Below are 12,987 nucleotides of genomic sequence, written 5' to 3'. Positions count from 1 at the left end.
AAATTTGTTCTTTACATCCCTAACTTCATGATTTATTGGTATCCATCGAGTCTATTTTCTATACCGGGGATGGCAGGATGAAAACAAAAACACTCACAATGACGCTGGGATTATTGGCTTTGGCAGTGATGGGCGGTGCGCGCGCCAGTACGCTGGTTTATTGTTCCGAAAGCTCTCCGGAAGGGTTTAACCCGCAGCTGTTTACCTCGGGCCCGACGGTGGACGCCAGTTCGGCGACGATCTACAACCGATTGGTGGACTTCAAAACCGGCACCGTTGAGCTGCAGCCCAGCCTGGCCGAAAGCTGGCAGGTGAGCGAAGACGGCAAAAATTACACTTTTCACCTGCGCAAGGGGGTGAAATTCCAGAACAATAAATACTTTACCCCCACCCGCGATTTCAACGCCGACGACGTCATCTTCTCCTTCATGCGGCAAAAAGACGCCAATAACCCTTATCACAAGGTTTCCAACGGCGCTTACACCAACTTTGAGTCGATGGAGTTCGGCACGTTGATCAACAACATTGTCAAAGTGGACGATAACACCGTGCGCTTTGAACTTTCACGTGCCGAAGCGCCATTCGTGGCCGATCTCGGCATGTATTTCGCCACCATTCTCTCCGCCGAATATGCCGATGCGATGCTAAAGGCCGGTACCCCACAGCGGGTGGACAACGACCCGATCGGCACCGGTCCCTTCCAGTTGGTGCAGTACCAGAAGGATGCGAAGATCCTCTATAAGGCGTTCGACCACTATTGGGAAGGCAAACCCAAGGTAGACCGCCTGGTGTTCTCAATTACCCCTGATGCGGCGGTGCGTTATGCCAAGCTGCAAAAAAATGAGTGCCAGGTCATGCCGTTTCCTAACCCGGCGGATCTGACACGCATGCGTCAGGATCCCAATATCCAGGTCATGGAGAAGTCCGGTCTGAATATCGGTTTCCTGGCGTTCAATACCCAGAAAAAACCGCTGGATAACGTCAAGGTGCGGCAGGCGCTGGCGCTGGCGGTGAACAAACCGGCGATCCTCGAAGCGGTGTTCCACGGCGCGGGCCAGCCGGCGAAGAACCTGTTGCCGCCGACCCAGTGGGGCAGCAATGACAAGATTGAGGATTACCCGTATTCCCCGGAGAAAGCCAAAAAGTTACTGCAAGAGGCAGGGCTGGGGCAGGGCTTTGCGATAGATCTGTGGGCGATGCCGGTACAGCGGCCCTACAACCCGAATGCCAAGCGCATGGCGGAGATGATCCAGTCCGACTGGGCGAAGATTGGCGTGAAGGCCAAAATTGTCACCTTCGAGTGGGGCGAATATCTGCAGCGGATAAAAAATGGCGAGCATCAAACGGCATTGATGGGCTGGACTACGGCCAATGGCGATCCGGATAACTTCTTTGGCCCGTTGTTTACCTGCGTGTCGGCCAACGGCGGTTCGAACTCGGCCAAGTGGTGCTATCCGCCGTTCGACAAGTTGATTTCGCAAGCGCGTGAGGAAAACGATCACACCAAGCGGGTGGCAATGTATGAACAGGCACAGGTGATGATGCATGATCAGATGCCGGCGTTGATGATTGCCCATTCGACCATTTTTGAACCGGTGCGCAAAGAGGTGAAAGGCTACGAGATCGATCCCTTCGGCAAACACATCTTCAAACAGGTTTCGCTGGAGAAATAATAAAAAAGGGGCTGCATGGCAGCCCCTTAGGTCGTTGGCAATCGGCTCTGCTTTTTTATGGTAGGGGCGCTGCATGCAGCGCCCAGTTGCATAAACACTGGATTTAATCGGGTCGAACATGTTCGACCCCTACCGGTTTAGCCCCTTAGTGGGGGTTAGCAGTCTTGATTAAGTTGGCCGTTTAGAAATGGGTATTCACGCTCATATAGTAAGTACGGCCCGGTTCGTTGTAGGTGGCGGCACCTGCACCGGCAATGTTAATGGCACCGGTGGTTGGGTCACCCACGTTCTGCGAGTTACCTTCGCGGAACTGACGTTTGTCGAACAGGTTGTCGATACCCGCCGTCAGGCTGATGTTTTTGGTCACATCATAGGTCGCGCTGGCACCTACCACGGCGTAAGGGCTGACTTCCTTGGTTTCAGTACCGCTGACCGGTTTACCCTGGTAGTTGTACTTCTTCGGTTTCTGACGGCCGTACCAGGTCAGGGTCGATTGCATCGACAGATCCTGGGTCGCCTGCCAGCTCAGCGTCGAGTTGATGGTGAACTTGGGGATCACCGACAGGTAGTCGCCGGTGCTCTTGTTCTTGTTCTCGATCATATAGGTGGCGTTGTTGCTCCAGGAGACGGTCTCGCTGACCGGCACGTTCAACGTGCCTTCCAGGCCCTGGACTACCGCTTTCGGCACGTTTTCCCATTGGTACACGGCTGTGCCGGTGCTGCTGGTACCGATACGGCTATTGCCCGCTTCGATTTTATTGTGGTAATCGTTGCGGAAATAAGTCACGCCGGCCAGCCAGCCTTCATTGTGGAATTCCAACCCGACTTCTTTATTGACGCTGGTTTCCGCCTTCAGGTCGTCGTTACCCAGCAGATAGCAGCCATTTTTGACATCGCTGGACGAACACCCCTGACCTTTGCTGTACAGCAAATAGTTCTGGTTGGTCTGGTACAGGTTAGGCGCTTTGTAGGCGCGGGCGATGCCCATTTTCAGGGTGAAGTTGTCGCCCAGTTCCTGTGACAGGTTCAGCGACGGGCTCCAGTTGTTACCGGCTTCGGAGTGCAGATCGTAACGCAGGCCCGGCGTCAGCATGGTGCTGTCGGTCAGCTCCATGTTGTCTTCGGCAAACAGCGAGAAGATATGGGCGGATGCGTAAGGGCTACGAGTACCGCTACCTTGACCGGGAATGGTGCCCCCCATCATCGTTTGGCTGGTGGATGAACCGTCCTTCATGCGTTGCTGGTTCCATTCGGTACCCAGGGTGGCGGTTTGCGTCACGCCCAGTTCAAATGGCACGCTGACTTCGCTGTGCGCCAGGAAATCGTCCAGCTTGGTGGTGCCGAAGCCTTCGTTTTTAGCGTCGAAGATACCTTCGGTACCGCCGGCCAACCCTTCGTTCAGGCGGGTATTGCGGGTGCGCTCGAACTGAACGTAGTTATTGGTGCTGACGCCATTGTCCCAGGCACCGCGGTGGTTAAGGCCGAAGGTCTCGCGATAGATACGGTTGGTTTCTTTGCCGTAGTTGCTCTGTACCAGCGCATTGGTGTTGGTGTTCTGAGTGTCACCGGCGTACAGGTTGCCCTGACGGCCATAGGAATACTCAAACTCCAGCGACTGCAGGTGCGCGAAGTCCCAGTGCAGCAAGGCGTCGATATTTTTATCTACCACCCCTTCACGGCCGGAAGGAATGCTGCTGGCGTAGGCACCCACTCGCTCGGATTTATGCGATTCGTTAATGTCCCAGGCATCGGCCTGAGTTTTGCTGTAACCCCCGAACAGGCGGAAGCTCAACTGGTCGGTCAGCGGGCCGGACAGGCTGAAGTCGGTACGCTTGGTGGAGCCTTCCTGCTTGTGCTCCGGCACGTTGAAATAGGTGTTCAGCGAGCCGTGCAGCTCTTTGGTGTTCTTCTTGGTGATGATGTTGACCACGCCGCCGGCGGCGCCGTTACCGTAACGGGCTGCCGCGGGGCCGCGCAGCACTTCGATACGTTCAATCATTTCCGGCGGGACCCAGGCGGTATCGCCGCGGGTATCACGCTCACCGCGCCAGCCCTGACGCACCGAGTTGCGGCTGCTGGCCGGTTTGCCGTCAATCAGGATCAGGGTATTTTCCGGGCCCATGCCGCGGATATCGATCTGGCGGTTGTTGCCGCGCTGGCCGCTGGTGGAGTTACCGGTCAGGTTAACGCCGGGCATGGTGCGGATCAGCTCGCTGATATCACGGGCAGGTGGGCGCTTTTTGATTTCGTCGGCGGTAATGGTAGAAACCCCAGGTGCCTGCAAGTTTTGCTTGGCGGCAGTGACAACAATAGTGTCCTCGGCGGCTTCTTTTTTACTTTTGGCGACCTTGTCTGTTTCTGGGCTGGTGTCAGTTTGCTGTGCGGCGTGTGCAAAAGCGGACGCGCCTAACCCTAACCCGATGAGTGTGGCTAAGGAATAACGTGATAATTTGCTGTTCATCTGAGAGTTCCTACCTTGCTGCCTTTCTCCGGGCACCGAAGCAGTAGCTCTCCGGCTATGAGAAGGGCGGTTGTAGTTTTTTGTTTTCGGAAAGAGAAACCCAATCGGCCAAGACGCAGCGGCCACGACATTGGATTCAGCGCTTAAATTCGGCATCCGTCCCTGTTGAAGAATACCTGCCCTGTTTACGAGCCTACACACACTATTGCAAACGCAAATAATTATCAATAGTATTCGACTTACCGTTTTCTTGGGCAGCGCCTCGCGCCGCGAAATTACCGGCTTTCCTGAAGCTGCCAGCTAAATAGTGAATAGGCGTTTGAAAACAAAATCCGAGTCAGAAAGCAGCAGATTATTATCAAGCAAGCACGCCGGGCGCCATGGATGGTGGCTGAATATCGCCAAACGCGGCACGCCGCTGGTGGAGCTGCAAGGGGATGGACGCGGGAAGGTCACCTTTTTATGGCGTGACCCCCAGGGATGTGAACTCACTTCCGCCTATCGACGCGTCTGGATCCACATCAATTGTCTGACCGACCATCATCAGTCGTCGCCGCCGCAGAGCCTGCAACGGCTGGAAGGGACCGACGTTTGGTACTGGCAGACCGAGCTCAGCGCCGACTGGCGCGGCAGCTACTGCTTTATCCCCTGTATGGACGACCGGCCACTGGCCCCCAGTGATGAGGATTCGCACGTTAATATGCATTCGGTCCGCCATTGGTGGCATCAGGTGTTTGCCGGTGCGACCCAGGACCTGCTGAATCCCCATCGTTCCTGGGCTGGTGTCGGCGGCCATGTATTGTCAGGTCTGCATATGCCGGAAGCGCTGCCGCAACCGGCCTGGCAGGATTTCGATCGCTATGCGGTCGCCAGCGGGCGTTGTACTCCAGCTCCCCCGGCGAAACTGCAGCGCCACAGCTGGCACAGCGAGCGTCTGGGCAATACCCGTAACGTCTGGGTTTATACCACCGGCGAAGGCGATCCAACACAACGTCCGCTGGCGATATTGCTGGACGGTCAATTCTGGGCGAGCAACATGCCGGTCTGGGATCCGCTGATGCAGTTGACCCGCGAGGGCAAGCTGCCGGAAGCGGTTTATCTGCTGATTGACATTATCGATCTCAAACACCGCTCCCAGGAGCTGGCCTGCAATGCAGATTTCTGGCTGGCGGTACAAGAAGAATTGCTGCCGCAGGTCGCCGAATGGGCGCCGTACCAGCGCGATCCTGCCCGTACTCTGGTGTGCGGACAAAGTTTTGGCGGCTTGTCATCGCTGTATGCCGGGCTGCACTGGCCGCAGAGCTTCGGCGGGGTGATTTGCCAGTCCAGCTCTTTCTGGTGGCCACGTCGCGACATGTATCAGCTTGCGGAAATTCCGGCCGATGCCGGTTGGTTACTGCATCAGGTTGAGCAGGGCGTTGGCAAAGGCAAGCTGAAAGTGTTTATGGAAGCCGGCGTGCATGAAAAAGTGGCGCGCCGGGTCAACGATCGGATGGCGGACTTGCTGCGTGATGCCGGTCACCGGGTGCAATACCGGGTGGTGGCCGGGGGACACGATCATTTGTGCTGGCGTGGCGGCCTGATAGACGGTCTGCAGGCACTGTGGGCTGACCAATCTTCTGCCCCTTCGATCAAGCTAACCTTCACTGCCCAAGGAGTCCGCGATGGAAACTCTGAACCCGTTCGATGACGAGCAACAAAGCTGCCTGATTGTGCAGAATGATGAATTGCAATACAGCCTGTGGCCAGACTTTAGCGCAGTGCCGGCGGGGTGGACGCCGGTGTTTGGCCCGGCGGCGCGTCCGCTGTGCGTGATTTGGCTGGAACAGCATTGGCAGGATATGCGGCCCGCCTCGCTGCGTAAGGCGTGATGGCGCCAATACCGATAACAGGAGTCAGTACCTTGTCAGACCGGAATTTATTACCGACCGAACGGCCGTTCGCCACTGAACTGCCGTTGGTTGCCGCGCAACCCGGGATCTGGGTTGCCGATCAGATTTCACCGCATGCCAACGCCTATGCGGTTTCCCACTATATTGAGCTGAATGGCCCGTTGGATCAGGCGTGCCTGTTGCGTGCGATTGAGCAGGGGCTGTCGGAAGTAGATACCCTGCAGTTCCGCTTTGAAGAGCGTGACGGGGTGCCGATGCAGTGGCATGACCCCGAGCTGGCGATCCTGCCGGTAGAATACATCGATCTCAGCGAATCCCCCGATGCCGCTGCAGCGGCGCGTGCCCTCATGCAGTTGGATATGTCCGGTGATTTGCGCATCGGTAGCGGCAATGCGTTATATCGTCATATGCTGATCCGCCTGTCGGAACAGCGCTGGTTTTGGTATCAGCGTTATCATCATATTCTGGTAGATGGCTTCAGTTTTACCGCCATTGCCCGCAGAATCGCCCATATTTACACCCGGACGTTGCACAATGAACGGCCGGATCCGACGCCCTTCAGCGCATTCAGCGAAGTGGTCGAGGAATATCAGCGTTATGCGCAATCGTCCACCTCTCAGCGCGACGCTGCCTTCTGGTTGAACAAGGCGCAGCAATTGCCGACGCCTGCCACCCTTTGCCCGCAACCGTTGGCCGGGCAGACGCCAACCACCCGTATTCACCGCTTGTCACAGCTGTGCGACCGACAAGATTTCACGCAGTTGGTGAACGCCGGTCAGCAGCAGTTCAGCGTGGCAGATATGGCACTGGCGCTGGTTGCGCTGTGGGTTTCACGCCTGAGCGGACATGCCAGCTTCAGCGCCGGTTTTATCTTTATGCGCCGTACCGGTTCGGCCGCGCTCTGTGCCAACGGACCGGTGATTAACGTCTTGCCGATCGAAATGCACCTCGACCCTCAGGCTACGCTGAGCGAGGTCGCCGGTAATATTGGTCGTGAGTTAAAAATCGTACGCCGCCATCAGCGCTACGAGGCGGAGCAGGTGCAGCGCGATCTGGGGCGAATTGGCGATGCCCAACCGCTGTACGGCACGGTATTCAACTTTAAGATGTTCGATTTCCAGTTGGACTTCGGCGGTATCGAAGGCATCACCCATGAGCTGGCCTCCGGGCCGGTCCGTGATCTGGAGATTGCGTTGTACCTCGACGAGGCCGGTACGCTGAAGGTCGATCTGTTGGCTAATGCCGAACGTTATCAGCGTGATGAGCTGGCGGCGCATCTGCAACGCCTGCCTCTGTTGTTGCGTCAGTTTGCCGCACAGCCTCAGATGCCGATTGGCGATGCCGATTTGCTCACCGAGCAAGACCGCCAACTGTTGGCCCGGGTTAATGACACGGCACATCCGGTGAAGGCGCAAACCCTCAGCGGGCTGCTGGCGGAGCAGGCGCAGAAAACCCCTGACGCCCCGGCGCTGGCCGATGCGCAGTACCAATTTACCTATCGCGAAACTCGTGAACAGGTTGCCGCGCTGGCGCGTCAGTTGACGGAGCAGGGCGTACAACCGGGTGATATCGTCGCCGTCGCCTTACCGCGCTCGGTCTTTTTGTCTCTGGCGTTAATGGCCATCGTCGAAGCCGGGGCGGCCTATTTGCCGCTGGATACCGGTTATCCTGACGAGCGTCTTGGCATGATGCTGGAGGACGCTGCGCCGCGCCTGATTATCACCGAACCGACCCAGCAGGCACGTTTTGCCGGCAAGGGTGAGATCTTGCTGTATGACGCGCCGTTGTCGATAGACAGCGCAGCCAACGTCACGCTCAATGGACCGACGCCGCATCACCCGGCCTACATTATCTTTACCTCCGGCTCGACCGGGCGACCGAAAGGCGTGTTGGTGGGGCATCAGGCGATCGTCAACCGGTTGCTGTGGATGCAACATCAGTATCCTATGGCGGCAGGCGATGTGGTGCTGCAGAAAACGCCTTGCAGTTTTGACGTTTCGGTATGGGAATTCTTCTGGCCGCTGATAGTGGGGGCCCAGTTAGTGATGGCTCCGCCTGAAGCGCACCGCGATCCGGAACAGCTGCTCCAGCTGATTGATCAACATCGTGTCACCACCATGCACTTTGTCCCTTCGATGCTGGCGGCCTTCGTCAGCGCGTTGGATAGCCCGCAGGCGGTGGCGTGTTGTGCGCCGTTACGTCAGGTATTTTGCAGTGGTGAAGCCTTACCAGCGGAACTGTGCCGCCTGTGGCAAAGCCGCACTGCGGTGCCGTTGCATAACCTGTACGGGCCGACCGAAGCGGCGGTGGACGTCAGCTGGCATCCGGCCTGGGGCGAAGCCTTGGCTGCCGTCACTGGCGCCAATGTGCCGATTGGTTTACCGGTTTGGAACACCGGTTTACGCATCCTCGATACGCGCCTGCGGCCAGTGCCGCCGGGCGTCGCCGGTGATTTGTACCTTACCGGTGTGCAACTGGCGCACGGCTATCTGGGACGACCGGAACTGACCGCCAGCCGCTTTGTAGCCGATCCTGACGGCGATGGCGGGCGGATGTATCGCACGGGTGACGTCGCCCGTTGGCTGCCGGGAGGCGAGGTGGAATACCTTGGCCGCAGTGACGATCAGTTAAAAATACGTGGGCAACGTATTGAGTTGAGTGAAATCGATCATGCTTTGCTGTCGCTGCCGGGGATTAAACAGGCGGTGACTCACGCGCTGGTGCTGGAAAATACGCCAACCGATCCTGGCGGTGGCGATGCCCGCCAGCTGGTGGGCTATCTGGTGGCGCAGCCCAGCGTGCGCCTTGATCTTGACGCGCTCCGCGCAGCGTTGGCCGATCGCCTGCCGCCGCATATGGTGCCGGTGGCGCTGGTCGAGATGGATACTCTGCCGCTGAGTGCCAATGGCAAGCTGGATCGTAAAGCGTTGCCGCAACCGCAGGGCGCTGCCCGCGCCGCAGGGCGTGAGCCGCAAGCGGGGCTGGAGACGGCGATCGCTGCGGTGTTCGCCCGCCTGCTGCAACGCGAAACCGTGTTTGCCGACGATGACTTCTTTGCCCTCGGCGGGCACTCGCTGTTGGCGATGCGTTTGGCGGCGGAGCTGCGGCGTGAACTGGGCAAGGCGGTGTCGGTAGGCCAGGTGATGGTGGCTTCCCGCGTGGAACAGCTGGCGCAGCTGTTGGCCGAAGAACGCACCCAGGAAGAAGCTGACAAAACCGGTTTTGACCGCGTTCTGCCGCTGCGCACCACCGAAGGACCAACGCTGTTCTGCCTGCATCCGGCATCCGGCTTCTCATGGCAGTTCAGCGTGTTGCCGCGCTATATCGATCAGCACTGGTCGCTGGTGGGTATTCAGTCACCACGGCCGGATGGCCCGTTGGCGCTGAGCGAAAATATGGACCAGGTATGCGACGCGCATCTGGAGACGGTGTTGCAAGTGCAACCGCACGGCCCGTATCACTTTATCGGTTACTCGCTGGGCGGCACTCTGGCACAAGGCATTGCCGCGCGCTTACAAGCAAAGGGTGAAGAAGTGGCTTTCCTTGGGCTGCTGGATACCTATCCGCCGGAAACGCAAAACTGGGACGTGATGTTGGATGACAACGTGTTGAAAGAAGTTCAGCGCGAACGTCAGCAGTTCCTGGCGGTGTCTGAAGATGCGCTGGATCCGGCATTGGGCGAAACCCGCGTAGCCATGTTCGATAATATCGAAGCCAACTATGCCGATTCGGTTCGTCTGCTTTCAGCCACCCATACGGCGAACTTCAAAGGACAGGCGACGCTGTTTGTCGCGCGCCAGACGTTGCAGGAGGGGATGGATGTTCAGCAGACCTGGTCGCAATATGTGGACGCGCTACAGGTTCATGAACTGGACTGCGCGCACGTGGATATCGTTTCACCAACGTCGTTCAAGGTATTAGGACCGTTGTTGAACCGCATACTTCGCGCTTTATAATACCCAGTGATGGTAGGGGACGAATACATTCGTCCCGATTAACGCGGGCCCAGCATGCTGGGCCCCTACAATCTCGATTACTTACCTAGCGGTACCACCAACGGCGTGTGCGAGACGGGATCGTCAATGATCATGCAGCGCAGACCGTAGACCTTTTCGATCAATTCCGGCGTCACAATATCCTTCGGTGCACCCTCGGCGACCACTTTACCGTCGCGCATGGCAATCAGATGCGTGGCGTAACGGCAGGCATGGTTGAGATCGTGAAGCACCACCACCAGCGTATGGCCATTTTCACGGTTTAACTGGCGCATCAGTTCCAGCAAGTCGATCTGATGGCTGATATCCAGCCAGGTGGTCGGCTCATCCAACAGCAGCAACGGCGTTTGCTGCGCCAATACCATGGCAATCCAGACCCGCTGACGTTGTCCGCCGGAAAGCGTATCAACCGGCTGTTCAGCCAGTTCAAACACGCCGGTGGAGCGCATGGCCTGTTCGACCGCTTGCTGGTCTTCTTCACGCCAGCGGCTGAAGAGGCGCTGATGCGGATAGCGACCGCGTGCCACCAGATCAAACACGGTAATGTCACCCGGTGCGGTCGAGCTTTGTGGCAACAACCCCAACTGGCGAGCCACCTCTTTGGTGGCATAGTCGCTAATGTGTTTGCCGTTGAGCCAGATGGCACCGGCCTGCGGCTGCATCAGGCGGCTAAGAGTGCGCAGCAAGGTCGATTTACCGCAGGCATTCGGCCCGATAATGACCGTCAGTTCACCGTGCGGAATAGAAACGGAAAGGTCGCGTGCGACGATTTTTTTGTCATAGCCGAGCGTCAGATTTTCGGCGCGTAACGGCGCGGGCTGTAAGAGTTCAGCATTCATTTTTTTCGTGACTCACGGATTAATAGCCAAATCAGATAAATGCCGCCCAGGCTGACGGTCAATACCCCGACCGGCAACTGATAAGGCATAAACAGGCGTTGCGCCGCGACATCGGCGAGCAGCAGCAACAGGGCACCCGTCAGGGCTGTCAGCAACAGGACGCTGCGGTTGGCGCACAGGCGTCGCGCAATCTGGGGGGCCACCAACGCAATAAAGGAGATTGGCCCGGCGACGGCGGTGGCGGCGGCAGTCAGGGTAACGCCGACCAATAACAGCAGCACGCGTGAGCGCTCCACCGGTACACCGAGTGCGCAGGCGGTGTCATCGCCCATCTCCAGCAGCCGCATGCGGCGGGCCAGCATCAACAGCAACAGGCAGCACAGCGCAATCACCGCCAGCACCGGCAAACTTTTCGCCCAGGTCACGCCGTTGAGCGAACCGGCGCTCCACAGTCCGGCGGTCATGGCGGATTCCAGCGAAGCGCTGATGATCAGCCAGGTATTGCCGGCCACCAGCAGGGCGCGAACGGCAATACCGACGATAATCAAACGGAATGACTCGACGCCGTTGCGCCATGCCAGCAGATAAATCAGCGCGGCGGTCAGCAAGCCACCGGCCAGTGCCCCGGAGGTGATGCCGAGAATACCGCCGTTAAACAGCACTATTGCCACCAGTACGCCGCTGTAAGCGCCGGTATTAAAACCGATGACGTCCGGGCTGCCGAGCGGGTTACGCAGCAGCGATTGGAAGATGGCGCCGCTGATACCGAGCGCGGCACCCAACAACAGCGCCATTATCACGCGAGGCAAACGCCACTGGGTAACGATCACCGCCAGGTTGGCCGGGCCTTCACCGCGTAAGGCGTCGATCACCTGCAGAGCGCTGAGCGACAAAGCGCCGGAACCCAGGGCATAAATCGCCAGTGCCAGGGCGGCAAGCAACAGCAGCAGCGCGGTTAGCGCCGGGCGCGACAAGGCGCGCATTTTGTGGTTGGCCATCAGGCGGGCTGCGGACATCGACATTAGCGCTGCCTCCTGAACATATGGCGTTGACGCACCAGCATGATCAGCAGCGGTGCGCCAATAAGCGCGGTGACGATGGAAACGCGCAGTTCACCGGCGACCAGGAAGCGGCCGATCAGATCGGCGCTCAGCAGCAGGATAGGGGTCAATACCAAGGTCCACGGCAGCATCCAGTGCAACTCGGAGCCAGCCAGTCGCCGGGCAATGTGCGGCATCATCAGCCCGACAAAGGCTATCGGACCAACGGCGGCGGTGGCGCCACCGCACAGCAATGTGATCGCCAGCAACCCCAGCAACTGGGTGCGGACGATGCCGGTGCCCAGCGCGGTGGCTAACTCATTGCCCATACTCAGGCTGTTCAGCGATTTGCTCATCCACAGCGTGATTGCTGTGCCCAGCAGGATCGGCAGGGCAACGGTGCGCACCACCTGCATATTTTGAATATCCAGCGAACCGGCCTGCCAAAAACGCAGCTGATCGAAGACCAGCGGGTTCAACAGGGAAATGCCGGAGGTCATGCCTTCCAGCACCGCCGCCAGCGCAACGCCGGCCAGCGTCAGGCGAACCGGGTTCAGGCTGCTGCCTCCCAATGCGCCGATCAGAGCCACCAGCAGGGCGGCAAACATCGCGCCGGCAAAGGCGAACCACAGATATTCGCCGACGTGGGCGGCACCAAAGAAAGTGATGCCCAATACCACGGCAAACCCCGCGCCGGCGTTAACGCCGAGAATGCCAGGGTCGGCCAGCGGATTGCGGGTGAGGGTTTGCATCAGCACGCCGGACAGGCCCAGGGCGATACCCGCCAGCACGCCGATCAGCGTGCGCGGCAGCCTGGCGTTGGTAATGATGGTGCAGTCGGCGCCGCTACATTGGCCGTTGAGCGCCTGGATAACCGTGTCGAAGGGGATAGATTTGGCACCGAGCGACAGGCTGAGCAGCATGACGACCAACAGGGCGCAAACGGCAATCAGCAAGCCAAGCAGCTTGCGACGAAATGAGCGGGGAGTGCCACCCGCAAGATGGTCCCTGGACAGCGGAATGGACGGTGTGCAATTGCGTGTAATCCGTAACATAACAATCCATTATTTGATTGAATATGAATGAT

8 protein-coding genes are annotated in these 12,987 nt (G+C 58.4%); 4 read left to right on the top strand and 4 right to left on the bottom strand.

The genetic code is table 11. The features are described from left to right. Window positions 1–77: 77 nt before the first annotated feature. Entirely contained in the window at window positions 78–1,673 is a 1,596-nt protein-coding gene (locus tag M495_RS17335) for an ABC transporter substrate-binding protein (RefSeq protein WP_041414800.1), read from the top strand. 181 nt (window positions 1,674–1,854) lie between these two features. Here M495_RS17335 and M495_RS17330 read toward each other — a convergent pair whose 3' ends face one another. Continuing rightward, window positions 1,855–4,134 (bottom strand): TonB-dependent siderophore receptor, encoded by a 2,280-nt coding sequence (locus M495_RS17330; RefSeq protein WP_020827974.1) that lies wholly within the window; start codon window positions 4,132–4,134, stop codon window positions 1,855–1,857. Window positions 4,135–4,453: 319 nt separating this feature from the next. Here M495_RS17330 and fes point away from each other — a divergent pair, with 319 nt between their 5' ends. From fes to M495_RS17315, 3 genes are read left to right on the top strand one after another with little or no spacing between them, the layout of a single operon-like run. Next, window positions 4,454–5,824, top strand: coding sequence for an enterochelin esterase (gene fes, locus M495_RS17325; RefSeq protein ID WP_020827973.1), 1,371 nt, complete (start codon window positions 4,454–4,456; stop codon window positions 5,822–5,824). Next, window positions 5,799–6,005 carry an MbtH family protein gene (locus M495_RS17320; protein WP_020827972.1) on the top strand — a complete coding sequence of 69 codons (207 nt, stop codon included), beginning with the start codon at window positions 5,799–5,801 and terminating at the stop codon, window positions 6,003–6,005. The genes fes and M495_RS17320 overlap by 26 nt, the downstream gene beginning before the upstream one ends. Before the next feature lie 32 nt (window positions 6,006–6,037). Beyond that, entirely contained in the window at window positions 6,038–9,982 is a 3,945-nt protein-coding gene (locus tag M495_RS17315; RefSeq protein ID WP_020827971.1) for an enterobactin synthase subunit F, read from the top strand. 77 nt (window positions 9,983–10,059) lie between these two features. On the opposite strand, the gene M495_RS17310 is transcribed toward M495_RS17315, so the two are convergent. Genes M495_RS17310 through fepD form a run of 3 tightly spaced genes read right to left on the bottom strand, consistent with a single transcriptional unit; the run spans window position 10,060 to window position 12,955 of the window. Then, window positions 10,060–10,860, bottom strand: coding sequence for an ATP-binding cassette domain-containing protein (locus M495_RS17310; RefSeq protein ID WP_020827970.1), 801 nt, complete (start codon window positions 10,858–10,860; stop codon window positions 10,060–10,062). Beyond that, window positions 10,857–11,882: an iron-enterobactin ABC transporter permease gene (gene fepG / locus M495_RS17305; RefSeq protein ID WP_020827969.1), complete on the bottom strand. Its 1,026-nt coding sequence runs from the start codon at window positions 11,880–11,882 to the stop codon at window positions 10,857–10,859. Before fepG ends, M495_RS17310 begins: the two co-directional genes overlap by 4 nt. After that, window positions 11,882–12,955, bottom strand: coding sequence for a Fe(3+)-siderophore ABC transporter permease (gene fepD, locus M495_RS17300; RefSeq protein ID WP_041414799.1), 1,074 nt, complete (start codon window positions 12,953–12,955; stop codon window positions 11,882–11,884). Before fepD ends, fepG begins: the two co-directional genes overlap by 1 nt. Window positions 12,956–12,987: the final 32 nt, after the last annotated feature.

This window comes from Serratia liquefaciens ATCC 27592 (genome assembly GCF_000422085.1).
Lineage (GTDB): Bacteria > Pseudomonadota > Gammaproteobacteria > Enterobacterales > Enterobacteriaceae > Serratia > Serratia liquefaciens.
This window is presented reverse-complemented; position numbering and strand designations above follow the sequence as displayed.